Source organism: Nocardia sp. NPDC102475, from assembly GCF_055584605.1.
Genome location: NZ_JBVJLS010000019.1, coordinates 167,642 through 190,945 on the forward strand (window position 1 = coordinate 167,642; position 23,304 = coordinate 190,945).

The 23,304-nt window shown below is 66.1% G+C and carries 28 protein-coding genes; 14 read left to right on the forward strand and 14 right to left on the reverse strand.

The features are described 5' to 3' along the window. Positions 1 to 8: 8 nt before the first annotated feature. Entirely contained in the window at positions 9 to 617 is a 609-nt protein-coding gene (locus tag ACZ60G_RS30750; protein ID WP_465814442.1) for a TetR/AcrR family transcriptional regulator, read from the reverse strand. 107 nt (positions 618 to 724) lie between these two features. On the opposite strand from ACZ60G_RS30750, the gene ACZ60G_RS30755 reads away from it, so the two are divergent. Further along, positions 725 to 1,465: an SDR family NAD(P)-dependent oxidoreductase gene (locus ACZ60G_RS30755; RefSeq protein WP_465814499.1), complete on the forward strand. Its 741-nt coding sequence runs from the start codon at positions 725 to 727 to the stop codon at positions 1,463 to 1,465. A 15-nt stretch (positions 1,466 to 1,480) separates the two neighbouring features. Here ACZ60G_RS30755 and ACZ60G_RS30760 read toward each other — a convergent pair whose 3' ends face one another. Further along, positions 1,481 to 1,687, reverse strand: coding sequence for a helix-turn-helix domain-containing protein (locus tag ACZ60G_RS30760; RefSeq protein ID WP_465814444.1), 207 nt, complete (start codon positions 1,685 to 1,687; stop codon positions 1,481 to 1,483). Between the two features lie 138 nt (positions 1,688 to 1,825). On the opposite strand from ACZ60G_RS30760, the gene ACZ60G_RS30765 reads away from it, so the two are divergent. Further along, positions 1,826 to 2,395, forward strand: coding sequence for a class I SAM-dependent methyltransferase (locus tag ACZ60G_RS30765; RefSeq protein ID WP_465814446.1), 570 nt, complete (start codon positions 1,826 to 1,828; stop codon positions 2,393 to 2,395). A gap of 6 nt (positions 2,396 to 2,401) precedes the next feature. Here ACZ60G_RS30765 and ACZ60G_RS30770 read toward each other — a convergent pair whose 3' ends face one another. Both ACZ60G_RS30770 and ACZ60G_RS30775 read right to left on the reverse strand, forming a co-directional pair. Next, positions 2,402 to 2,962: a hypothetical protein gene (locus tag ACZ60G_RS30770; protein WP_465814448.1), complete on the reverse strand. Its 561-nt coding sequence runs from the start codon at positions 2,960 to 2,962 to the stop codon at positions 2,402 to 2,404. Then, positions 2,962 to 4,707, reverse strand: a complete 1,746-nt coding sequence (locus tag ACZ60G_RS30775; protein WP_465814450.1) for a DEAD/DEAH box helicase — start codon at positions 4,705 to 4,707, stop codon at positions 2,962 to 2,964. The genes ACZ60G_RS30770 and ACZ60G_RS30775 overlap by 1 nt, the downstream gene beginning before the upstream one ends. A 143-nt stretch (positions 4,708 to 4,850) precedes the next feature. Between ACZ60G_RS30775 and ACZ60G_RS30780 the strand changes: the two genes are divergently transcribed. Continuing rightward, a complete protein-coding gene (locus ACZ60G_RS30780; protein ID WP_465814501.1) occupies positions 4,851 to 5,591 on the forward strand; it encodes a TetR/AcrR family transcriptional regulator in 741 nt (246 codons plus the stop codon). A gap of 68 nt (positions 5,592 to 5,659) precedes the next feature. Here the strand turns inward: ACZ60G_RS30780 and ACZ60G_RS30785 are convergent, their stop codons facing one another. Beyond that, complete coding sequence (locus ACZ60G_RS30785; RefSeq protein WP_029903635.1) at positions 5,660 to 5,854, reverse strand: DUF7455 domain-containing protein; 195 nt, start codon at positions 5,852 to 5,854, stop codon at positions 5,660 to 5,662. Between the two features lie 273 nt (positions 5,855 to 6,127). Between ACZ60G_RS30785 and ACZ60G_RS30790 the strand changes: the two genes are divergently transcribed. After that, positions 6,128 to 6,502 (forward strand): DUF952 domain-containing protein, encoded by a 375-nt coding sequence (locus tag ACZ60G_RS30790; protein WP_465814453.1) that lies wholly within the window; start codon positions 6,128 to 6,130, stop codon positions 6,500 to 6,502. A gap of 1 nt (position 6,503) precedes the next feature. Here ACZ60G_RS30790 and ACZ60G_RS30795 read toward each other — a convergent pair whose 3' ends face one another. Both ACZ60G_RS30795 and ACZ60G_RS30800 read right to left on the reverse strand, forming a co-directional pair. Beyond that, a complete protein-coding gene (locus ACZ60G_RS30795; RefSeq protein ID WP_465814455.1) occupies positions 6,504 to 7,148 on the reverse strand; it encodes a response regulator in 645 nt (214 codons plus the stop codon). Beyond that, on the reverse strand, positions 7,145 to 8,341 hold the full coding sequence (locus ACZ60G_RS30800) for a sensor histidine kinase (protein ID WP_465814457.1): 1,197 nt from the start codon (positions 8,339 to 8,341) through the stop codon (positions 7,145 to 7,147). Before ACZ60G_RS30800 ends, ACZ60G_RS30795 begins: the two co-directional genes overlap by 4 nt. A gap of 103 nt (positions 8,342 to 8,444) precedes the next feature. On the opposite strand from ACZ60G_RS30800, the gene ACZ60G_RS30805 reads away from it, so the two are divergent. Beyond that, positions 8,445 to 8,927, forward strand: a complete 483-nt coding sequence (locus tag ACZ60G_RS30805) for a cation:proton antiporter regulatory subunit (RefSeq protein WP_063043599.1) — start codon at positions 8,445 to 8,447, stop codon at positions 8,925 to 8,927. A gap of 4 nt (positions 8,928 to 8,931) precedes the next feature. Further along, positions 8,932 to 10,116, forward strand: a complete 1,185-nt coding sequence (locus ACZ60G_RS30810; RefSeq protein WP_465814458.1) for a cation:proton antiporter — start codon at positions 8,932 to 8,934, stop codon at positions 10,114 to 10,116. Here ACZ60G_RS30810 and ACZ60G_RS30815 read toward each other — a convergent pair. Continuing rightward, entirely contained in the window at positions 10,018 to 10,962 is a 945-nt protein-coding gene (locus ACZ60G_RS30815) for a rhomboid-like protein (protein WP_465814460.1), read from the reverse strand. The two genes, ACZ60G_RS30810 and ACZ60G_RS30815, sit on opposite strands and share 99 nt — an antisense overlap. Before the next feature lie 604 nt (positions 10,963 to 11,566). Here ACZ60G_RS30815 and ACZ60G_RS30820 point away from each other — a divergent pair. Then, entirely contained in the window at positions 11,567 to 12,343 is a 777-nt protein-coding gene (locus ACZ60G_RS30820; RefSeq protein ID WP_465814462.1) for an MHYT domain-containing protein, read from the forward strand. 58 nt (positions 12,344 to 12,401) lie between these two features. Here ACZ60G_RS30820 and ACZ60G_RS30825 read toward each other — a convergent pair whose 3' ends face one another. The 3 genes from ACZ60G_RS30825 to ppgK all read right to left on the reverse strand — a co-directional run bounded on the left by ACZ60G_RS30825 (position 12,402) and on the right by ppgK (position 15,989). After that, on the reverse strand, positions 12,402 to 13,247 hold the full coding sequence (locus tag ACZ60G_RS30825) for an MHYT domain-containing protein (protein ID WP_465814464.1): 846 nt from the start codon (positions 13,245 to 13,247) through the stop codon (positions 12,402 to 12,404). A 413-nt stretch (positions 13,248 to 13,660) separates the two neighbouring features. Beyond that, positions 13,661 to 15,034: an RNA polymerase sigma factor gene (locus tag ACZ60G_RS30830; protein ID WP_465814466.1), complete on the reverse strand. Its 1,374-nt coding sequence runs from the start codon at positions 15,032 to 15,034 to the stop codon at positions 13,661 to 13,663. Positions 15,035 to 15,230: 196 nt separating this feature from the next. Then, a complete protein-coding gene (gene ppgK, locus ACZ60G_RS30835; RefSeq protein WP_465814468.1) occupies positions 15,231 to 15,989 on the reverse strand; it encodes a polyphosphate--glucose phosphotransferase in 759 nt (252 codons plus the stop codon). Positions 15,990 to 16,168: 179 nt separating this feature from the next. Between ppgK and ACZ60G_RS30840 the strand changes: the two genes are divergently transcribed. Continuing rightward, a complete protein-coding gene (locus tag ACZ60G_RS30840) occupies positions 16,169 to 17,074 on the forward strand; it encodes an inositol monophosphatase family protein (RefSeq protein ID WP_465814469.1) in 906 nt (301 codons plus the stop codon). Positions 17,075 to 17,137: 63 nt separating this feature from the next. Here ACZ60G_RS30840 and cei read toward each other — a convergent pair whose 3' ends face one another. Continuing rightward, complete coding sequence (gene cei, locus ACZ60G_RS30845; RefSeq protein WP_465814470.1) at positions 17,138 to 17,818, reverse strand: envelope integrity protein Cei; 681 nt, start codon at positions 17,816 to 17,818, stop codon at positions 17,138 to 17,140. A 373-nt stretch (positions 17,819 to 18,191) separates the two neighbouring features. Between cei and ACZ60G_RS30850 the strand changes: the two genes are divergently transcribed. Continuing rightward, positions 18,192 to 18,494, forward strand: a complete 303-nt coding sequence (locus tag ACZ60G_RS30850; RefSeq protein ID WP_040692543.1) for a DUF4193 domain-containing protein — start codon at positions 18,192 to 18,194, stop codon at positions 18,492 to 18,494. A 65-nt stretch (positions 18,495 to 18,559) separates the two neighbouring features. Here the strand turns inward: ACZ60G_RS30850 and ACZ60G_RS30855 are convergent, their stop codons facing one another. Then, positions 18,560 to 19,039, reverse strand: coding sequence for a DUF3093 domain-containing protein (locus ACZ60G_RS30855; RefSeq protein ID WP_387286029.1), 480 nt, complete (start codon positions 19,037 to 19,039; stop codon positions 18,560 to 18,562). Positions 19,040 to 19,198: 159 nt separating this feature from the next. Here ACZ60G_RS30855 and dut point away from each other — a divergent pair, with 159 nt between their 5' ends. Together dut and ACZ60G_RS30865 are read left to right on the forward strand one after the other, a co-directional pair. Next, entirely contained in the window at positions 19,199 to 19,696 is a 498-nt protein-coding gene (gene dut, locus ACZ60G_RS30860; protein ID WP_465814472.1) for a dUTP diphosphatase, read from the forward strand. Between the two features lie 5 nt (positions 19,697 to 19,701). Then, positions 19,702 to 20,709: a DUF3710 domain-containing protein gene (locus ACZ60G_RS30865; protein WP_465814474.1), complete on the forward strand. Its 1,008-nt coding sequence runs from the start codon at positions 19,702 to 19,704 to the stop codon at positions 20,707 to 20,709. Here ACZ60G_RS30865 and ACZ60G_RS30870 read toward each other — a convergent pair. After that, positions 20,706 to 21,422, reverse strand: coding sequence for an alpha/beta fold hydrolase (locus ACZ60G_RS30870; protein WP_465814476.1), 717 nt, complete (start codon positions 21,420 to 21,422; stop codon positions 20,706 to 20,708). The two genes, ACZ60G_RS30865 and ACZ60G_RS30870, sit on opposite strands and share 4 nt — an antisense overlap. 129 nt (positions 21,423 to 21,551) lie before the next feature. Here ACZ60G_RS30870 and ACZ60G_RS30875 point away from each other — a divergent pair, with 129 nt between their 5' ends. The 3 genes from ACZ60G_RS30875 to ACZ60G_RS30885 all read left to right on the forward strand — a co-directional run. Further along, positions 21,552 to 21,929, forward strand: a complete 378-nt coding sequence (locus tag ACZ60G_RS30875; protein WP_063043609.1) for an OB-fold nucleic acid binding domain-containing protein — start codon at positions 21,552 to 21,554, stop codon at positions 21,927 to 21,929. A 3-nt stretch (positions 21,930 to 21,932) separates the two neighbouring features. Next, complete coding sequence (locus ACZ60G_RS30880) at positions 21,933 to 22,661, forward strand: DUF3159 domain-containing protein (protein ID WP_465814478.1); 729 nt, start codon at positions 21,933 to 21,935, stop codon at positions 22,659 to 22,661. A gap of 149 nt (positions 22,662 to 22,810) precedes the next feature. Further along, positions 22,811 to 23,304 (forward strand): sigma factor (locus tag ACZ60G_RS30885; RefSeq protein ID WP_465814480.1); only part of this gene is annotated, 494 nt, incomplete at its 3' end.

A 23,304-nucleotide genomic window follows, 5' to 3' on the forward strand; every position in this document is an offset into this window, starting at 1 on the left:
CGCTGCGGTCAGCGTGCGATGGCCGATGTGGGCCAGACTGCCATGGCACAGTCGATGGATCGGGTGAGTTCGGTGTGCGAAGCGCCGTCGCGGGCGCGGATCGACAGGCCGTACAGGACCGTCGTGTAGAAGCTCGCGAGGGCCGCGGTATCGGTGTCCGGAGGTAGATCACCTTCCGCGACACCGCGATCCAGGCGTTCGCGGATGTCTTCGGTTGTCTCGCGCCGTTTTTCGACCAGGAAGTCGCGGATGGATTCGCTGCGGGTGGTGTAGGTGGAGCCCGCCAGCACGACCATGCAGCCGTGCGGTTTGTCCTCGTGGGTATAGGCAGTAGCGTTGTCGCGCAACATGGCTTCGATGCCGGCGCGTGCGGTGGGTTCCTCGCGCAGGGCGCGTGCGGTGTAGCCGCCTTCGGTCTCGCCGTACAAGCGGACAGCCGCGCGGAACAGCTCTTCCTTGCCGCCGAAGGCGGCGTACAGGCTCGGTGAGTTGATGCCCATCGCCGCGGTGAGATCGCTCATCGACGAGCCCTCGTATCCGTGCTCCCAGAACACCTCCATGGCGTGACGTAGCGCGACCTCGCGGTCGAATGCGCGCGGGCGTCCACGTTCGGCCATGGTCCGTTCCTTTCTGTGTCGATCGTTAAATATACCCCTTGACGCCGTCGTCGCTCATGCGCTTAGCTATTTATGTACTGATCGACACAAAATTAAGAGGAGTTGCGATGTCGGATCTGACGGGCAAAGTTGCGCTGGTGACCGGGGGCAGCCGGGGGATCGGAGCGGCGATCGTGCGACACCTGGCCGCGGCGGGCGCGGATGTGGCACTGACCTACCAGCACAACGAACTGCTGGCGAAATCGGTGGTCGCCGAGGCAGAAGCGTTGGGGCGGCGCGCAATTGCCATTCAAGCCGACAGTGCCGACGCGGGTGCGGTCATTGCAGCGGTGCATCGGGCCGCGAGCGAACTCGGCAGGCTCGATGTGCTGGTCAATAACGCGGGCATCTTCCCGGCCAAGCCGTTCGAGGAGTTCACCGTCGAGGAGATCGACCGCGCGCTCAATATCCACGCGCGGGCGGCGTTCGTCGGTTCGCAGGCGGCGGTCGAGCATATGGCCGAGGCTGGACGGATCATCAGCATCGGCAGCAACCTTTCCGAGCGCGCCGCGTTCGGTGGACTCGCGCTGTACAACCTGAGCAAATCCGCACTCAACGGATTCACGAAAGCCCTTGCGCGCGAACTCGGTCCGCGCAACATCACGGTCAACCTGGTGCAGCCCGGCTCCACCGACACCGATATGAACCCGGCCGACGGTGACCACGCCTCCCACCAGATCGACCTGACCGCGCTCGGCCGCTTCGGCACGACCGACGACATCGCCGCCACCGTAACCTTCCTCGCCGGCCCCTCTGGCCGCAGCATCACCGGAGCGACCTTCACCGTCGACGGCGGCACCAACGCCTGACTCCGCAGCGCGCGATTACCCGGTGAAGTAGCGGCCGGGGGAGACGCCGACGGCGCGGCGGAAGGCGGCCACGTAGGCGCTGGGGGTGGCGTAGCCGACGCGGCCCGCGATGCGGGCGATCGGCAGGCCCTCGGCGAGCAGGGGGAGGGAGGCGGCCAGGCGGATCTGGGTTCGCCACTGGCCGAAGGAGATTCCGGTTTCGACGAGGAACAGCGGTATCACCGAGCGGCCGGGAATACCGCGGATCCGTCGTTCGGCTGGGATGTCCCGGGTTGGGGCACCAAGAATTGGCCGTTTCGCGACACAACTTGTCACCGTAGCCTGTCGTGGTCACAGCGGGCCGCTTCTAGCGTCAATCGTATGGCGATGAACTACGTACACAAATTGATGTGCCGATCGGCGGCGTGGGAGCGTACGAGTACGACGCGGATCGTCCCGTGGGCGCTGTCCGGTCTCGACCTCGGTGCGTCCGCACTCGAGATCGGCCCTGGCTACGGTGCCAATATCCGCGCCTTGCGAGAGCGCACCAGCAAGCTGACCGGTGTCGAGATCGATCCGGTGCTCGTCGATCGGCTGCGCACGCGGCACGGTACCGCGATGACGGTGATCGAGGGCGACGGCGCGGATATGCCCTTGCCCCCAAGAGAATTCGACTCGGTCGTGTGCTTCACCATGCTGCACCACGTACCCACTGTCGAAGCACAGGACGCGCTTTTCGGCGAAGCCCTGCGTGTCCTGCGCCCCGGCGGTGTATTCGCAGGCAGCGACGGCCTCGACGGCCGCGTATTCCGCCTGCTGCACCTCGGCGACACCTGCGTGCCGGTACCGCCGGAGCATGCCGCCGACCGGCTCATCCGAGCCGGTTTCACCGATGTCGAGATCGAAACCGGCGAACGCAGCTTCCGCTTCCGCGCCCGCCGTCCCGAGTGAATCCTCTCAGCGCACCGCTCTTGCGGCCTCGAAGTAGTCCGCAGGATCGAGTGCATTGATCGCGGTCCAGCGGGGTGACTCGACCGACGCTGTCGAATCCTCCAGTGCCGCTTGAAAATAGCCTTGGATCTCCAGCGCCAGGCGGGGGTTCTCGTCCACGCGGCGGGCCATGTCGTAGAACACCGCGAGGACGTGCACGCAGCGGGTGGTGCGAGCCGAACAGGAGCAGTCCGTCCCGGCCGGACCAGGCGCCGGGCTGTTACCAGCGTCGACCAGCGCTCGGTGCATTTCGTCGGTGAGAACCGTTGTATCCGGGATGATTTCGGCAATCGCGGTGATGGCTGAACGGGAAAGTGGCGCGACTTCGAAATGGGTTACCGAGGCCTGCCCACCGCGATGGATGGCGGCGCGCACGATGCGCCCTTCGATGGTCGCCTGGACACCGTTGTTGCGGGCAATGCTGCGGGCCCGGGGGAGCAGCGGGTCGGGTCGGGTCTGGCGCAGGGGTTCGGCGAGCCGGACCCAGTCCATGCCCCACGCCGTGTATCCGAATTCGTTGTCCGCCATCAGTTCTCCCTCTTGCGGCGCAGGATTTCGATGAGCTGGTCGTCGTCGAGGCGGGCCAGTGCGGCGATCCCGGCCGAATCGTTGAGGTCCGCGAGGGCGGATTTGCGGTCGTGCATGCCCGCGATGTGCTCCTCGACGGTGGTGCCCGAGGTCAGGGTGGTAATGGTGACGGTGCGGGTCTGGCCGATGCGGTGCACCCGGTCGGAGGCCTGGGCTTCGACGGCCGGATTCCACCAGCGGTCGAAGTGGATGACATCGGCGGCACGCGTCAGGGTGAGACCGGTGCCTGCGGCGCGCAGACTCAGGATCAACACGGGCGGACCGTCTTCGGTCTGGAAGCCCGAAACGATATCGGCCCGCTCGGCCTGACTCAGTCCGCCGTGGAAGAACGCCGCCCGCACCCCGAACTGCTCGTGCAGGTGGCGGACCAGCAGGTCACCGGTGCCGCGATACTGGGTGAATATCAATGTCGGGTCGCCGGTTTCGAGATTGTTGGCCACGATATCGGTGCACAGGTCCAGCTTGCCGGACCGACCCGCCAATTCGCCGAGCTCACCGGTGATCAGTCCCGGATGGTTGCAGACCTGCTTGAGAGCGGTCAGCGCCGCGAGCACCCGGCTCTGCCGTTGCACGCCATAGCCGAAGCCGTCATCGATTGCCTTGTCGAGCAGCTGGTCGTAGAGCCGTTCCTGTTCGGTGGTCAAATCGCAGAGCAGATCGCTGTGGATCTTCGCGGGCAGCGATGCGGCGACCTGAGCCTTCTTGCGCGCCAACAGCACCGGTTCGAGCGCATCCCGCAGCCGGGCCGCCGCGGCCGCCGAGCCCTCGTGGATCGGCCGGACGAATCGACGGCGGAACTGGGTGCGATGCCCGAACAGCCGCGGCGCCACCAGATTCAGCAGCGCCCACAGCTCCTCGAGATGGTTTTCCACCGGCGTACCCGTGAGCGCGACCTTCGCCTCCGCCGTCAATGCCCGTGCCGCCTTGGACACCTGGGTGCGCGGATTCTTCAACGCCTGCGCCTCATCGAAAGCGACTGTCGCCCACGAGCGATCGGTCAACACACCACCGTGCAGCCGCAATATCGGATACCCGGTCACCACAACGGTCCCGGCCGCATCCGCGATCTCACCCCCACGCCACACCACCACCCGCAGCCCCGGCGCGAACCGCGTGATCTCATGCGCCCAGTTCCCGACCAACGAGGTCGGACAAACCACGAGCTGAGCTCCGCTCTCGGCCCGCCCGAGCAGAAACCCGATGGTCTGCACCGTTTTCCCGAGCCCCATCTCATCGGCCAAGACCGCCCCACCGTGCGCCGTGACGGTCTCGTGCAACCACCCCACCCCGCGCACCTGATACGGCCGCAACTCCGCCTTCAGCCCCGCCCGCAATTCCGCCCCGATACACCGTGTTTCGCGCAACACCCGCATCGCACGCTCGGCGGACACGATCGATGTTCCGGCAGCGTCAGGGACAGCGTGCGCCGCAATGGGCAGCGGCACCGTCTGCGCATCGCGCGGTTCGGCTCCGTCCTGCAGCGCTGCGCGCCAAGCATGTACGGACGGGCCCGCGTCACCGAGGTCCAGATTCAACAGCTCGTCCGGATCGACGACTGCGCAATCGACATCCGTGATCTCGATCGCGCCGTCCGGACCCGTCGGCACTGCTAAAGAGAGTGCTTCCCGATCGCCGTCGGGTGCGCGGCTGGGCGCGGTTCCGTTCCAGGTCCATAGCGCGAACATGTGGCGGTCGGGTAGGTAGGTGGCCTGTGTGCTGGGCAGAACGGTCCCCTAGATCGTCGTATGATGTACGGAGTATTATAACAACGTACAGCGTACCGAACTAATTCCGAGGGGACCTCGTGACCGACCAGGCGAAACAGTTGATGAGCCTGCTCTGGCGACATGCTGTGCCGCCCCGATCCGGTGGGCGCGGCCCGAAGCAGACGGTGAGTGTCGATGAGGTCGTCGTCGCCGCGATCGCCCTCGCCGATCGGGAGGGGTACGAGAAGGTTTCGATCCGCGCGGTCGCCGCCGAACTCGGCCTGCGCCCGATGAGCCTCTATACCTATGTGCCGAGCAAGGAGGCTTTGACCGTGTTGATGGTCGACACGGTCGCACTGGAGGACGTACCCATTCCGACCGATCTCCCGGTTCGTGACCGAATGTCCGCGATCGCCGAACAGGTCCGCGCGGAACTGATCGCGCACCCGTGGCTGCTCGAGGTGCCACCGTGGCGGCTGGTCCTAGGTCCGGGCCGGATGCGCCGATATGAACGGCAGCTGGCCGCGATCGAGGGGATCGGGTTATCTGATCTGGCTATGGATCGGGTGATCGCCGTGCTGTCGGAATTCGCGACCGGCAATGCGCGGATGGCGATCGCCGGAATCCGCAGTTCCGCGGAGCTGACCGACGCGCAGTGGTGGGAGCAGCACGGCCCGCTGCTGACCGAGGTCATGCCGGTCGAGGAGTTCCCGATCGCCTCGCGGGTCGGTGCGGCGGTAGGCGAACGCTATCAAGCGCCGTCGGACCCGCCGGGCGACTTCGCCTTCGGTCTCGCGAAACTGCTCGACGGCATCCTGTCCGGAGCAGCGGGACCGGGAACGCCGACAGCGGGCGACCTGTAGGTCGCCCGCTGTCGTCTATCAGCGATGTTCTGTTGTTCGATGCTGTTGTGTCGGGACGCGAGGACTGGTCAGAGCGCGGGAGCCGATTCCGTATCGATCACGGCTTCGAGCTCACGCAAGCGATCCATGTGTTCATTCGCGTGGTGCTGGCAGAAGAGCAACTCGCCACCTGCGGGCAATACGGCACGAACTCGTGCGGCAGCACCGCAGCGGTCGCAACGATCGACCGCGGTCAGTGGGGTGCTTGTCAGGGTTCCTGGCATGACTCCTCCGTCCTGGCTCCCGGCACTACAGTCCGTTCACCTGGTGTGGGGCCCGTGGTCACTCCGCGGGCTCGCTACCGCTACTTCCCAGCAGGGGTATGACTACTCTGTCAGACGTTCGGGACGGGGGCTTTGTTCCCGGAAGTGATTCTGTGTGTTTTCGATAACACCACCTGGGATTTCGCTACTGGCGAACATCCCTGGTTACGTATCGAACTCCACTCGACCACGATCACGAACAGGCCTATCCAGTTGTCTACCGGGAGATTACCCGTGATCCATGACACTCACACGCTCGTTCACATTTGCACACTCGCCGACTGGCTGACCGCCCGGCAAACCGGCGAGTACCGCCCGGAGTCGTTCGAGGAGATCGGGTTCATCCATCTCTCCACGCCACAGCAGGCGCATCTGCCCGCCAACCGACTGTTCACCGGACGGCGGGACATGGTGCTGCTGCGCATCGATCCGGCTCGCGTCGGCGCGCCGGTGAAATGGGAACCGGGTGTGCCCACCGATCCGGAATCGATGCTGTTCCCCCATCTGTACGGTCCGCTGCCGGTCGGCGCGGTCACGGCCGTGGTCGACTACCAGCCCGGCTCGGACGGCACCTTCGCCGCACTCGATCCGAACTTTCCGGCGTCTTGACCTACCGCTTTCTGGCCTCGCGCGCCACGATGGCGGCCTGAACGCGAGACCGCACACCGAGTTTGGTGAGCACGCGCGAGACATGTGTTTTGACTGTTGTCTCACCGATGAACAGCCGCGCGGCGATCTGCGCATTGGACAGACCGTCGCCGAGACAGTCGAGCACCTCGCGTTCGCGTTCGGTCAGCTCGTCCAGGCCGTCCGGCGCGGGCCGGCTCGGCTCGCCATCGGTCGAGGCGAACGCATTGATCACCGCGGCGGTCACCTCGGGCGCGAGCACGCCGTCACCCGCGGCCACCGCGCGCACCGCATCGACAAGTGCTTGTCCCGACGCGGATTTCAGCACGAAACCGGACGCGCCTGCGCGCAGCGTCTGGAAGACATACTCGTCCAGATCGAAGGTCGTCAGGATGAGCACCCTGGCCAGGCCGTCGCCGGTGATGCGGCCGGTGGCGGTGATGCCGTCGACGCCCGGCATGCGCACATCCATCAGCACCACATCCGGACGCAGCGCCTTGGCCTGTGCCACCGCGATATCGCCGTCGGCGGCCTCGCCGACCACTTCGATGCCCTCGGCGGTCTCCAGGATCATCCGCAGTCCGGCCCGGATCGCGCCGTGGTCATCGGCGATCAGTACCCGGATCATGACACCTCCGTCGTCGAGATCGGCAGTCGCGCAAGGACTTCCCAGCCGTCGGCGCCGAGTCCGGCGGTGAAGGTGCCGCCGAGCGCCGCGGCTCGTTCCCGCATATTCATCAGACCACTGTGGCGCGTGTCGGCGGGTGGTCGATTGCGCACCGGTACCGTGGGATTGCGCACCGAGAGGGCCAGATCCGTTGCCTCCGTGCGCACGTCGATATCGACCTCCTGTCCCGGTGCGTGTTTCATGGCATTGGTCAGTGCTTCCTGGACGATTCGGTACGCGGCCTGGTCGACCGCGCTCGGCAACGCCGTCCCGTTCAGTGAATCCCGCACGCGCACGGTGATTCCGGCGGCACGGGCCGCATCGACGAGAATCGGCAGCTGAGCCAGTTTGCGCGGCGCGGCCGCATCGTCCTCGGCGCCGTCGTCGCGGCGCAGCAGCCCGATCATGGTGCGCATCTCCTGCAGCGCGCTGACACTATTGGACCGGATCGACGAAATGATCCCGGCGACAGTGGAATCGGTTTCCTGCCGGGCAAGCACCCCGAGCGCCGCTTCGGACTGGATGGCGATCGCCGACAGGTGTCCCGCGATCACATCGTGCAGATCGCGCGCCATCGTCTTGCGTTCGTCGGCGATGGCGGCGCGCCGATCCAATTCGGCGACCAGTGTCATCGCCTGCGCGCGTTTGCGTTCGGCCTCGGCGATCTCCTTGTGCCCGCGCACCGACAGCGCCCACCACAGCGGCGTCGCGACGAAAGCGAACAGCGCGGCGATGGTGATCACCGCGACCCGCCAGTCGCCGAGCACGAGCGCCAGCACGGTCAGTACGGCCGAGACCACTCCGCAAACCGTGACCAGCCAGCGCGAACGCGCGGGCGCGGCATACAGCACACCCGCATAGATCAGATCCGAATAGATGAGCCAGACCGGCACCGTCGGACCGAATGCGAAATCGATGGCGAACGGGATCAGCCCGATACCGAGCGCCGACATCGGCATGCGACGCCGCAGGAAGGTCGCCACGCAGATCAGCGCGAGCACCCCGAACCGCACCGGCAGCGACGGATGGCGGCTCAGGTCACTGGCCATCTCGAACAGTCCGGTCAGATAGAGCGCGGCGCCGAGTACGAGCGCGAAGGCGGCGATCAGCGCGTCCTGCGCGGTCGCCGACAAAGCATCCCACTGCCGTCGCATCGCCCCATCACAACATATGCCCTCGCCTCCCCGGGTCCGCCGAAGGAATGAGTGTCGGTGGGCTGTTGGGCGGTCAGCCGCTTTTGCCGGTTAGGGTGGAGGTGTGAACGTCGATGTCACCGCCCTACCCGGGATCGGGGTACGCAAAGACTTCCAGCTGCGGTCGGGCCGCCGGATCGGTGTGGTCGATCACCGCGACGGCGGCATCGATCTGATCGTCTCCAAACCCGATGACCCGGACTCCTGCGCCGCGCAAGTGCCGCTGACTCCCGACGAGGCCGCGGTGCTCGCCAACCTACTCGGCTCGCCGCAGCTGGTGGCGAAGCTACGCGAGGATCACCGTGACCTACCCGGGATCACCACCCGCCAGCTGCCGATCGCCGAGGATTCGCCGTACGAGGGCCGCACCCTCGGCGAGACCGGAATGCGCACGCGCACCAAGGCTTCCATCGTCGCGGTGATGCGTGCGGGGCAGCTGCACCCCTCGCCGGGACCGGATTTCACTTTCACCGCCGATGACATACTCGTGGTCGTCGGTACCCCCGACGGTCTGGACGCGGCCGCGAAGATCCTGACGCACGGGTGAGAGCGTGAACGAAACCGCGCTCGCCCTCATCGAGCTCGGGGCGGTGTTATTCACCCTCGGCATGCTCGGGAGAGTGGCGGCACGCTTCGGGATGTCCCCGATTCCGCTATATCTGCTCGGCGGGCTGGCCTTCGGCCAGGGTGGCTTGGTAGAACTGGGCGCCGCGAACGAATTCGGCCATATCGCAGGCGAAATCGGCGTTGTACTGCTGTTGCTACTGCTCGGCCTCGAATACACCGCGGCAGAATTGGTGACCGGATTGCGTCGCTCCTGGGCCGCAGGTCTGGTCGATCTCGTCGCGAACGCGACGCCCGGCGTGGTGGTCGCCCTGATACTCGGCTGGGGGATGACCGGAGCGATCACAATGGCCGGGGTCACCTACATCTCGTCATCGGGCATTGTCGCCAAGGTGCTGAACGACCTCGGCCGCCTCGGCAACCGGGAAACCCCGGTGATCCTGTCGATCCTGGTCTTCGAGGATCTCGCGATGGCGATGTATCTGCCGATCCTCACCGCGATCCTGGCCGGTACGAGCTTGCTGAGCGGGCTGACCGTGCTCGGGCTGGCCCTGGCCGCTGTCACCGTCGTCTTGGTCGTCGCGCTGCGCTACGGCCGGTACGTCTCGGCGATCGTGGACAGCGCCGACCGCGAGGTATTCCTGTTGAAGCTGCTCGGCGCGGCGCTGCTGGTCGCCGGGCTGGCATCGGCGCTGAATGTTTCGGCGGCGGTCGGCGCATTCCTGCTCGGCATCGCGATCTCCGGTTCCACCGCGCGCGAGGCGACCAAACTGCTGGAACCGATCCGGGATCTGTTCGCGGCCATCTTCTTCGTGGCATTCGGATTCAGCACCGATCCGCGGGCCATCCCCCCGGTACTCGGCTGGGCGATCCTGCTCGCGGTGGTCACCGTGCTCACCAAGGTCGCCACCGGCTGGTGGGCGGCGAGTCGGCAGGGTATCCGCCGGATGGGCCGGGCGCGCGCGGGCGCGGCACTGGTCGCGCACGGTGAATTCTCCATTGTTATCGCGGGTTTGGCGGTGGGCATGGGTGCGGTCGACGTCCAACTCGCCGCACTAGCCTCGGCCTATGTGCTACTGATGGCGGTGCTCGGCCCGATCGCGGCCCGCGTCGTCGAACCGGTCATCGGCATGGTGCAGCGCCGCGTCAGCCCCACCGTCAGCACTGGATAGCGGCTGCGCCGCCACGGAACTCGTCCTGGTATCGGCAGCGGCCGCGGGAATCCGAGGCGCCGCAAGCGGATTCGTCGACACTGGTGTCGGTGCTGCGGAAGTTGCCTCACGTTCGGCACGCAGGCGTTCGATGCGCCGCCAGAAGGTCGACGCGACCAATCCGACCGCCAAACCGATCAGGGCCGCGCACATATGCCCGTAGTCGGTGAAGGTCGGTCCGATCAGCAGTGCCGAGCCGAGGAATACGATGATGACACCCGCCCACAGTGCGCGGACCACACCGCGGAAGTGGAACGCCATGGCCGCCAAAACCGCGGTGAACCCGTAGCTGGTGCCGACATCCGCCGCATACTGCACACGCACCGGGATGACGTGGTGGTCGATGGCATGGTCGATGGCGGTGACGGTGAGCAGCGTCGCGCCGATATGTCCGGTCGCGAACAGCAGAATCCAGCGACTGGTGCCGAGCCAGCGTTCGGCGAAGCCCATGACCACGAGAATCTCAGCGATGGTGACCCACGGAAATTGCCCTTGGGTCCAGAACGCCGATGCCACCAGCACCTGGATCGGGTTGTGCTGCATGTTGTAGAGGTTGGTGGAGGCCGAGAAGATCAGCCTGCGCTCCACCGAGTCACCGACGCCGCGCAGCGTCCACCAGGTGACGAACAAGGTGAACGCGTAGGCCGTGCTGGCTGGTGCGCCGGACAGGTGCTGGCGCAGTTCGGGCAGCAGTCGGCGCATCAATCGGGGCCGACGCGCCCACGACCAGGCCGCGCGCAACTCGTCACCGAGGTCGACGGTCTGCGTCCAGGGGGAATGGATTCGGCGCAAAGTGGGGGCAACCACATGCACAAGTCTGCCGGTTCCGAAGCGCTTCTGCTCGCAGACCCGCCCGGTCTGTGTCCTGGGTCACCTGAGCTGGTCTTTTCGCCGTAACTTCGATTCACACCCGGGGCAACGTCGGCTCCGCAGAATTGGTCTGCCGACCAAGAGGTCAACCCTGCCGGTTCCACGCGAATACTGCAGATCCGTCGCAAGCACACGACGCCGGTCAAGTCCAGTTGGCGACTGAGCCTGATCCGGCTCGGCGGCACTGGGCCGCAATGAGACTCGGCATGCGTACCGAAATTGCCGTGATGTTCTTGCAAATGTGCGAACGCCCGTTGTCGACTGGCGAATTCACGAGATCCATTGCGCCCCAGCAGTATCGGTGCTGATCGATTGCCAGAAGTGGCGATCGGCAGGATTCGGCGGTGGGGGACCGTTCGGTATGTATGGGGGCACGGGTGGTCGCCGACAGATAGCGGGCACCGTCTCACTGATTGGATTCATCCCATGACAAATTTAGCGGACGGTAGTACTGTAAATCGCCTACCTGCTGGTTCTTGAGAAGCGGGCAGGCTCGCACTGTCGCGATGACGGTCGACGTCCGCCCAACGAGGGAGTTCGCGTGCTGGAAATCGATCACTTCAGCCACGGGTTGCTCACGCCGGTTGTCGCTTATCTGATGTCATTCACCGGATCATTGCTGGGGCTGCGGTGCGTGGTTCGGGCGCGGGCCGGTAGCGGCCACGCCGGATGGCTCGTCGCCGCCGCCGTCGCGATCGGCGGCACCGGTATCTGGGTCATGCATTTCATTGCCATGCTGGGCTTTTCGATCCACGGCGCATCGATCCGCTACGACGTGCCGATCACTCTGCTCAGCGCGGTGATCGCGATGGTGGTGGTGTGGGTCGGATTACGGGTCGCGCAGCTGCCGGGATTGGAGCCGGTGGCGCTGTATATCGGCGGCACGATCACCGGCGTCGGTGTCGGCGCCATGCACTATTCCGGCATGTATGCGATGAAATCCGACGCGGTCATCGAATACGACGGACGAATAGTGTTGCTGTCCATGGTGATCGCGGTGATCGCCGCGACGGCGGCGCTCTGGTTCGCGCTGCATATCCGCGGCACCCTGGCTACCATCGGTGCGGCGCTGGTAATGGGCGTCGCGGTCTGCGGCATGCACTACACCGGTATGTTCGCGATGCATGTACAGAACGGCCATCACATGCACCCACCCGCGGGCGCGGGCGCGATACAACTGCTGACTCCGCTGACGGTCGGCATCGGCATGGTCACCATGATGCTGCTACTGCATATCGGCATCACCGATGTCGAGGATCCGGCTTACGACGGTGCGCGCGGACCGCGTCCGGCGCGCTACTGGCCGACCAGGGACTGAGTCGAATCGCCCGGTGAGATCGCCCTGGGAGCTTGTCGCACAGGCGATTTCGATGGGTTCAGTGGCGCGGTACCTCGGGCCGCGTCGGCCAGTACGCGGTCGGCAGTATCTGCGGTTCCACCGGTGGCAGCGGCGGTAGCGGATCGGTTTTGGCGCGCGGTGCGATGCGCAGCGGCGGCAGTTCTACACTGCGATCGATCTCGGTCAGGCTGACGCTGATGAGCAGCAGCATCGTCACCACGCTGATCACGACGATGATCGGCGCTATCAGCTCCATGGCACCGGTCCCTTCGGGGGCATGCATCTCTCCGGTGTGCGCATGCATCGCAGACATCCCGGTGTAGTGCATGCCGCATACGGCCACACCCATGATCAGTCCGGCACCGATGGTTGCGAAAAATCCCCTGACCCGCAACGTGAACCAGAGCGCAACCGTCGCCGCCACCACCGCGATAGCCATCGACAGCCCGACCCGCCGGGCGTCATAGCTGATCATCGCATTCGACTTCATGGCATACATGCCCATGTAATGCATGGCCCCGACGCCGAGGCCGGTGATCGTACCCCCGGCCAGCAGGCCGCGCAGCGACGGTTCGGGTTTGACCACGATGAACAGCCCGATGCCGACCACGGCTATCGCGGTGATCGCGCTGAGCAGGGTGAGCGGAATGTCGTACCGGATCTCGGTGCCGCGGATCGAAAAGCCCAGCATCGCAATGAAATGCATGACCCAGATGCCGGTGCCGCCGATGGCGACGGCCGCGCCGAGCAGCCAGCCGATCCGATCCTTGCCGCCGCGGGCGCGGGCGGCGCACTGTAAGCCGAGCAGGCATCCGGTGACCGACATGGTGTAGGCCAGCAGCGGGGTCAGTAGACCGTAACTGAAATGGTAGATGTCGAGCACGCACGCCCCCACTGCCGAAGAAAAGCATCGGCGATTGAAACAACAGCGGGTCAGACGATACGACAGCCGTCGACCCGATGGGTGCCGAAATCTGGTTTCGCAGAAGTGGTTTCGGTCACTTTTAGGTTTGATTGAAACCCGAATTGGTTAGCGAGCCGGACGCTGCCTCGTTTGCCGCTCCGTGGCTGATCGGTTGCGCGGCAGAACGCCGAAAGTGACTGTTGCAGAAGTGATTCGGCTCAATGCGGTTGAAAACCCCAATGGGTGCAGCCGGATTCGACGATAGCGGGACCGTAGGCGGAGCGAATGCGGGCAGAGTTGCCGGTCGACCGAACGACACGAAGGCTGGTTGCGAAAAAACGAAACGCCCGCGCTGTTAGGCGCGGGCGCTTCGGAAAATCGAGCAGAACGAACTAGTCGAGGTAGTCGCGCAGGACCTGCGAGCGGCTCGGGTGGCGCAGCTTGCTCATGGTCTTCGACTCGATCTGCCGGATGCGCTCACGGGTGACCCCGTAGACCTGGCCGATCTCGTCGAGGGTGCGCGGCTGGCCGTCGGTCAGACCGAAGCGCAGCCGGACCACGCCCGCCTCGCGCTCGGACAGCGTCTCCAGCACCGACTGCAGCTGATCCTGCAGCAGCGTGAAGCTCACCGCGTCCACCGCGACGACGGCCTCGGAATCCTCGATGAAGTCGCCGAGTTGGCTGTCGCCCTCATCGCCGATGGTCTGGTCCAGCGAGATGGGCTCACGCGCGTACTGCTGGATCTCGAGGACCTTCTCCGGCGTGATGTCCATTTCCTTGGCCAACTCCTCCGGGGTGGGCTCGCGGCCCAGATCCTGGAGCAGTTCGCGCTGGATGCGGCCGAGCTTGTTGATGACCTCGACCATATGCACCGGGATGCGGATGGTGCGGGCCTGATCGGCCATGGCGCGGGTGATGGCCTGCCGGATCCACCAGGTGGCGTACGTGGAGAACTTGTAGCCCTTGGTGTAGTCGAACTTCTCCACCGCGCGGATCAGACCGAGGTTGCCCTCCTGGATCAGGTCCAGGAATGCCATGCCGCGGCCGGTGTAGCGCTTGGCGAGCGAGACCACCAGGCGCAGGTTGGCTTCCAGCAGATGGTTCTTGGCGCGGTTGCCGTCGCGAACGATCCAGGTGTAGTCACGGCGCATCGCGACCGGCAGCTTCTCACCCTGCTCGGCGAATTCGCGCACCTTCTCCGCCGCGTAGAGACCGGCCTCGATCCGCTTGGCGAGTTCGACCTCCTCCTCGGCATTGAGCAGTGCGACCTTGCCGATCTGCTTGAGGTAGGCGCGCACCGAGTCGGCCGATGCGGTGAGTTCGGCATCCTTGCGGGCCTGACGCAGCGCCTCGGATTCCTCCTCGTCCCAGACGAAGTCGCCGGAGGCCTTGTCGGCGGCGGACGGTTCGTCGGTCGCGCCCTCCTCGACTTCCTCGGCGACTTCCTCGACCAGTTCCTCGGCCTCGTCGGCGAGATCGTCCTCGGAAACCTCGAGATCGCCGAGATCCTCGATGTCGAGATCCTCGGTCTCGAGGTTCTCGTCGCCGCCGGGTTCGCCGTCGGGTCCGGCCTTCTTCGGTCCGGCCTTCTTGGCCGGGCCCTTCGTCGCCTTCGCGGCGGCGGCCTTCTTGGCCGGAGCCTTCTTGGCAGCGGCCTTCTTGGCCGGGGCCTTCTTCGCGGCAGCCTTGCGGACCGGCCGTGCTTCGGTTACATCTGCGGAGTCGGCATCGGCCGATTCGGCGGTCTGACGGGTCGTGGCTACCACGTACGCCCTTTCGTGACGGTCTCGTGCGGCGTCACGCCAGAGTGGTGTTCCGGCGGAGCGGTCTGTCGGGTTTCACCGGCTGAGCGCCGGGTCTGGGGTTTCCGGCTCGCGGCCGGAGTACGTTCCATTGTAACGATCGAACCAGGGTACCTACGGCACGATCCCGGCAACGGCTAATGCCGCACCCTCCGCGCGTCTACGGCGCGATGCCCGCATCGATGGCCATGGCCGCCCCCACGATGCCCGCAGTGTTCTCCAGTCGGGCGGGAATCACCAGGGTTCGGTTGGTGAGCAATGGAATCCATTGTTCGGCATCGCGGCTGATGCCGCCACCTGCGACGAAGACCTTCGGCCAGAACAAATTCTCCAGGCCGCTGAGCACAATGCTGACCTGGGCGGCCCACTGCTCGTAGGTCAGGCCGTCGCGATCCTTGATCGAGGCGGCGGCGCGGTGTTCGGTCTCCATGCCGCCGATCTCGAGATGGCCGAGTTCGGTGTTCGGCACCAGCGTGCCGTGCAACAGCAGCGCCGAGCCGATGCCGGTGCCGAAGGTCAGCAGCACCACCAGACCGTCGAATTCCTTTGCCGCGCCGTAGCGATCTTCGGCCAGACCGGCCGCGTCGGCGTCGTTGAGCACGGTGACGGCGCGGCCGTCGAGTGCCGCGGAGAACAGCGCCCGCGCGTCGGTGCCGATCCACGCCTTGTCGATATTGGCGGCCGTCTGCGCCACGCCTTCCAGCACGACCGAGGGCAGCGTGATGCCGACCGGGCCGTCCCAATCGGCCTGGGCGACCAGTTTGGCGACCGCGTCGGCGACCGCCTGCGGTGTCGAGGGATGCGGTGTCAGGATCTTTATCCGCTCATGGACCAATGCGCCGGTGGCCAGATCCACCGCGGCGCCCTTGACGCCGCTGCCACCGATATCGATACCGAATGCGTGCCCCCGAGCGGACATGACGTTCCCTCGTTCCCTGTGCTGGCCGATGTGTTGAACGCGCCGCCGCACAGGAACTCACCACCGGCTGTCGCGGAGCATGCGGTGATGGGCCCGACGACGGCGTTGTGTCGTGCACGACAAGAGTAGTGGGCGGCCATCGGTTCCCGTTCGCCGAGGATGTGTGATGGCATGGGAGCATGCCGGAGACCACAGCGTCAGTTACCGCCCGCCCGACCGCGACGCCATCCGAGGATGTCGCCGAATTGCGCCGGATCGCGGTCCAACTCGCCGAAACCGCGGCCGCGCATGTGCGCTCGCGCCGACCCGAGGTATTCGGTCCGGAGGGTGCGCGCGACGGGGTCGTGCAGGCCAAGGGCCACCCCACCGATCCGGTGACGATCGTCGATACCGAGACCGAGGATCTGATCCGGCGCCTGCTCGACGAAGCGCGCCCTGGCGATCCGATCCTCGGTGAGGAGGGCGGAGGCAGCCTGGCCGGCGGTGACGGCGACACCGTGCACTGGGTGGTGGACCCGATCGACGGCACCGTGAACTTCCTGTACGGCATTCCGGGCTATGCGATTTCGGTGGCCGCGATGCGCGACGGACAACCCGTCGCCGGTGCGGTGGTCGATGTCGCGCGGGCGGCCACCTACAGCGCCGGACTGCGGATGGGAGCCACGAAGGTGGCCGGTGACGGCGCCGTGGAACACCTGCGCTGCACGCCGGTGCGATCGGCGGCGATGGCCTTGGTGGCCACCGGATTCGCGTACGGCAAACACCGCAGGGCCAGGCAGGCGGAGCTGATCGCGCAGATCCTGCCGGAGATCCGCGATATCCGCCGCCTCGGCGCGGCGGCACTGGATCTGTGCTTCGTCGCCGAGGGCCGCGTCGACGCGTACTACGAACACGGACTCAACGCATGGGACTGGGCGGCGGGCGCTTTGATCGCCGCGGAGGCCGGTGCGGCGCTGCGCTTGCCCGCGGCGACCAGCCCGGGTGCGGCAGGTGAGCTGGTCGTTGCCGCCGCACCGGGCGTCGCGAACGAATTGACCGAACTGTTCGAGCGTGTCGGCGCGACCACCGCGATCCCGGACGCCTGAAAACGGATCGCCCCGGTCTGCCGAAGCGGCATACCGGGGCGATGAAGGTCGGTTCAGGAAAGATCAGCAGCGCGCCGTGCGCGCCGCGGACAGCAGTTTGGGATCGATGGACGTCGATCCGCCCGGTGCCGGATTCTTCAGCGATTTCAGCACTTCCTCGGCGTCGGGGCTCGGCCGCAGCGATTCGCCGAATACCGAACCGAGCACCAGGTCCACGGTGTCGTCGTTGCGCTGATCCTCGATCAACTCGGCGCACGGCGCGACCAACTGGACCGAGGCGGCGGCCGGTCGGCCGTTCACACCGAAGCGGATCTGGCCGGTGCAGTTCAGATCGCCGTTGACATAAACCGGATCGTTACCGAATTGCTGTCCCGGTGCGCTCGCGAAGCCCAGATCGCCGAGCGCCGATGCGATGTGCGAGGCCTGACCGCTCTTGTTGTTCGCGTTCAGCACGCGGACCTTCGACGAGGCCAGTGCCGCCGGTTCGACGTCGGTCAGCCGCGATTGCCCCACCCGCTGACCCATCGGGGCCGGTTGAGGCGATTTCGCGTCGGTGGCCGGGCTCGGCGAATTGCACGCCATCGCGGTTCCGCTGCTGTCCTCGGTGGTCAAGGCCTTGATCCACACCACGGTGCAGATCAGGAGTAGGACGCCGACCAGGATCAACCATGGCTGGTTGCGTCGCCGGAGGAAGGGTTGACCCGTTCGATCCGCTGCGCTGCCTTCGGTGATGAGTGAAACCACGTGCATACTCTACGAAAATGTGTCCGCGCCAGTGCGTAAGGTCTCGGCGAGTTCACGGTTGGTGTCGATTACCCCTCAGTTTCGAATCGTCTGTGTTTTGATTGCGACTTTTGCCGTGGCGTCCGCTATTGTCTGGCGGCCCAGATCGAAACATCGCAGCCCAATACGGTGGTCGGTCGCGGGAACAAGAAGGGCATGTCCTGCGTTTACCGAGCGCTATCAAAGGTGGGTCCGCATGATCCGCCCTGATAGGGGACCGGTGTACGTGTGACGTGCACCACCGGCGGGGCGGAGCTGGTCATTCCGATTCCGAGGGAATCGGTGTGAGTGGCCCGGTCCGGGATATACGGAGTAAGGACGAGGGGAAGACGACATGGCAACCGACTATGACGCACCGAGGCGCACTGAATCCGACGAAGTGTCGGAAGATTCGCTGGAGGAGCTGAAGGCTCGTCGCAACGAGGCACAGTCCGCCGTCGTGGATATCGACGAATCCGATACCGCGGAGTCGTTCGAGCTTCCCGGCGCGGACTTGTCCGAGGAAGTCCTGACAGTTCGGGTGATCCCGAAGCAGGCCGACGAGTTCACCTGTTCCAGCTGTTTCCTGGTCCATCACCGGAGCAGGCTGGCCAGTGAGAGTGGCGGTCAGCTGATCTGCATGGACTGTGCAGCCTGATCTCCGGCGCGAGATCTGATCTCCAGCCGAGATCAACGGTCAGCCCGCGCTCGGCACGCCCGGCCTCAGCCAGGTATGCCAAGCGCGGCCAAGACCCGGTCCGGCCGTCGCGTACTGATCAACCAGTACGGCGTCGGATCGTCCGGGTCGTCGAGTACAAGTAGCACCATCGGCCCCACCCATGGCCGATGTTGGACATAGGCGGCGGGGTCGAGCTGGCGGCCCAGCGCCGCACTCTTGGCGGTGGGGGCCACCGTGGCCGATCTGGCCACGAAGTTCACCGGCAGATGCGCGCGATCGGCGCGGAGTTCGCGGATGCCGGAACCGTCCTGGGCGACCTCCACCCGATGACGGCTCAGCCACAACAGCACCCACACCGGTACCGGAAACAGCAACGCGTAGGGCAACCAGGCGCGCAGACCTGGTGCGCCCATGTGGATTTCGGCGGCCAGCAAGCCGGCGATGGCGAACGCGATCGGCCACCACCACAGCGGCACCCACAGGCGCTCGCGGTAGGGCTCGAAGCTTCGCTGTTGATCGTCCATAGTCACTGGGTTGGGCTGGTCCGACACGACTCAACACTAATTCACTGAGGTCGAGGGCGTACGCGTAGGCTCGGACAACGTGAGCGAGCGCAGCGAGCGAATTATCAACACAGCCGCCCGGGCGGTCATGACGGAGCCGAGCGTCAGCGAGGCGCAGTCATGAGCGCCCTTTCACCCATACCTTTGCTGCGGCTTGATCCCGGCATCGCGGTGCCAACGCGTGCCCACCACGGAGACGCGGGCGTGGACCTGTGCACTACAGAGGACGTCATCATCGAACCGGGGGAGCGCGTGCTGGTCGGCACCGGTGTCGCGGTCGCACTGCCGGTCGGCACGGTCGGCCTGATCCATCCCAGGTCCGGACTCGCCGCGAAAACCGGTCTGTCCGTGGTGAATACGCCGGGCACCGTCGATGCGGGCTATCGGGGCGAAATCAAGGTGTGCCTGATCAATCACGATCCGCGCACCCCGATCGAATTGCGTCGCGGCGATCGGATCGCGCAGCTGCTGGTGCAGCGGGTAGAACTGGTCGATTTCGTGGAGGTCGACGTACTCGACGACACCACGCGGGGTGCGGGCGGTTATGGGTCGAGCGGTGGCCACGCCAGTCTGGCCGCGTCGGCCGACGAGGCGGCCACTCTCGGCAAGGAGGCATGACCGGCATGTTCGGGAAGAGACGCAAGTCCGGTGGACGTGATGAATACGCCGAGGACCGGTACGACGACGAATACGCCGACCAATACGGCGAGTACGCCGCGTACGGCGACGCGGGTTACGACGATGAGCCGATCACCGACGAGAACCCCATCATCGATCCGATCACCGACGAGAATCCGATCGTCCCCGCCGCTTACGTCGCCGCGCACTACGACGACGAACCCGAGTACGACGAACCCGAGTACGACGAGCACGACTACGACGAACCCGAGTACGACGAGCACGACTACGACGATGACGATGTCGTGGATATGCCGAAATCCGGCCCGTACGACTACGACGAGGTGGCCGAGCTGCTGGACAATGTGTCCGATCAGCGCCTCGATCTGGGTTCGGTGATCCTGCCGGTGCCGCCGGGCGGCCAATTGCAGGTCGAGATGACCCCGGACGGCACGCCGCAGGCGGTGCACCTGGCGACCGAACACGGTCGGATCACTGTCGCGGCCTATGCCGCGCCCAAGTCGGCGGGCCAATGGCGTTCGGTGGCAGCGGATCTGGCCGAATCGCTACGCAAGGACGGCGCCAGGGTCGCGGTGGAGACCGGACCGTGGGGCCGGGAACTGCTCGCCATCACCGAGGGCGCGGACCTGCGCTTCATCGGGGTGGATGGTCCGCGATGGATGGTGCGGCTGGTGGCCGCGGGTCCGCAGGGCGCCGCCGATGACGGTGGGCCGCTGGTGCGGGCCGCGCGAGCGATCTTGACCGAGACCGTGATTCGGCGCGGCGACGATCCGATGCCGGTGCGCGAGCCGCTGGCTGTCGTGCTGCCACCGGAGCTGGCCGAGCAGCTGGCCGCCGCGCATCAGGCGCAGGTTGACGCACAGCAGCAGGCAGTGGCCGCACAGCAGGCCGCGGTCCAGCCCACGCCCCAGCCGCTGGTTCCGCCGCGTATGCCGAATGAACCGCGCCGCGGCGCGGACGGCTCCGCCATGCAGCAGCTCGGGCTGAATTAGAACGCCGCGAGTCCCGCGTTTCCGAGAATCGCGGGATCCGCGCCGAGTTCGTCGAGGGTGATCCGGATCAGCTCGGCGCGCGGGATCAGCTCGGCCCATTCCTCGGCGACCGATACCGGGTGCACCGGATCGTCGACGGCGGTGACGATGGTGACGGGCACCCCGACGGTGCCGAGTCGTTCCGCATCGGGCCACTTGTAGTCGGCGGCCTCCTGCAGCGCCTCGGGCAGCCGCGGCCACTGCGAATGCCAGGACTGGGTGAGCGCGTCGGCGAGCCAGCGCGGGCTGCTCGCGCGCATGCGTTCGACCACCGCGTCGAGCCCGTCCGCACGCAACTGGGCCGCGGTGGCGGCAGCGCTGAGCGCGGCCGGGCACGCGGCGGTATCGGGACCGGTCCAGGCAGGTAGCGCCGCCACTACGCCGGTTGCCGCCCCGGGATGTTCAGCCGCCCATTCGAGTGCGACCGCCGCGCCGAGGGAGATCCCGGTGGCCAGGACCGGCCCGCGCCCGGCGGCCTCGTCGAGCGCCGCCCGATACCCGGCAACCACTCCGCGCGGGTCGGGTTCGACGGCGATGAATTCGATTCCGCGTGCCGCACAAGCCGGTCCGAAGGCGCGGCGAGCGAAGTCGGCATCCGAACCGGTTCCCGGCAACGCCACGGCGATCGGGGCGCGGCCGCTGCGGCCCGGCGCGAAATGTGGGGAGTCGAACACCGGTCCGAGCGTAGCGGGGTGAGGGTTGCCCATCTACAGTGGCGGGTATACGGCCTTAAGCCGGTCGTCACCGGAAAACCATGATGGCGTGGGACCCACGTCGTCTTGCTCCACGCAGGAGAGCGTCAAATGTCATCCGCCGCCTCAGGTTATTTTCGCCGTCTGAGCCGCAGACTGACCGAGGATCTCGATCAGTTGGACGCCGAGGAACTCGCCGAATCGGCCGATGCGTCGGGTGCCTGCCGGGCCTCGGACTGTCAGCGCGGTGACGAGGCGACCATGCTCGGCCGACTACGCAGTGTCGAGGCATGTCCGAAGTCCGTCGGCGCCAGTGTTCAGGCAGAATTCTTCGACGGCACCGATGCCATCAGTCTGGTGTGGATCGGTCGCCGCCGTATTCCCGGTATCGAACCGGGACGCAAGATCCTCGTCCGCGGTCGTGTGGGTGACCGGGATGGTCGTAAGGTGATCTACAACCCCTACTACGAATTGCGTGAGAACAGCTGACGTATGCCATCGAGCAACGAGAACGCCGCCGAGATCCACACCCGAGGTCGTGAGCCGATCGACGCGGGCCCGTCCGACGTCGTAGATCGCTCTGTAGACGCCGAAACCGAAGAGGCCGAACAAACCCTCCTCGAGCAGTTGGGCGGCTTCAGCGGCCTGATCTACTCGACACTGCCGGTGCTGGTCTTCGTGCCCGTGAACACCTTCGCCGGGCTCACCGCGGCGATCTGGTCGGCACTCGGCGTGGCTGCCGCGATTCTCGTATGGCGGCTGGTGCGGCGCAGCCCCATCCAGCCCGCGATCTCGGGGTTCCTCGGGGTGGGCATCTGCGCGTTCATCGCCTACCGCATGGGTGAGGCGAAAGGCTTCTTCCTGTTCGGCATCTACACCAGCCTGGTCTATGCCGGGGTGTTCCTGGTGTCGATGCTGGTGCGCTGGCCGCTGGTCGGCGTGATCTGGGGTGTACTCAACGGCCACGGCACCGAATGGCGGTCCGACCGCCGCGTCGTGCGCCTCTACGACCTGGCGACCACCACCTGGGTGGTCGTGTTCGGCGCGCGTTATCTGGTGCAGTCACAGCTCTACGACACCGATCGCACCGGCTGGCTGGCCTTCGCGCGCATCGCGATGGGCTGGCCGCTGACCGCCGTCGCGCTGGCCGTGACCGTGTGGGCGGTGCGCCGGGCCGGACATCTGCCGGTGCGCCGGGGTACGGCCGCCGAAACGGCCTAGGAATTCCCGCCCCGAATTCCGCTGGGGTGTTAACGAATCGCCGCCGGAGGTGGGGGAGTACCCACCCTGGGGTGCCTGGTTGGGCGACCGAGTTCATCAGACGATCAGTGCAAGCAAAAAAGCACGATCGGCTAGGAAGGACTCGGAAGTTGGCTACCGAGCACAACATTGCGACACTGTCGAAAAACCAGGCCCACCACAACCCGGCCCTGTCGGAGAGCCGCCGGGTATCGGCCGAACTGGATAAGTTGATCGGTCCGGCCGCCGCGGGCGACCGTGCGGCGGTCACCGAGATCATCCGGCTGGTCCACCCGCTCGTGCGCCGGTATTGCGGTGCGCGCCTTGGAAATACCGCACATCTGCACGTCACGGCCGACGATGTGGTGCAGGAGATCCTGCTGGCCACCGTCAACGCCATTCCGCGCTACCGCGATCAGGGCAAGTCGTTCCTGGCGTTCGTCTACGGCATCGCGGCCAATAAGGTGGCCGACGCGTTCCGGCGTTCGCAGCTGCACCCGATGTACCCGGTCGACCAGCTGCCCGATACGGCATCGACCGCCGCAGGCCCGGAGGAGTGGGCGATCGCGTCCGAACGTCGCGAGGCCACCCGGGAATTGATGAAGATCCTGGCGCCCGCGCACCG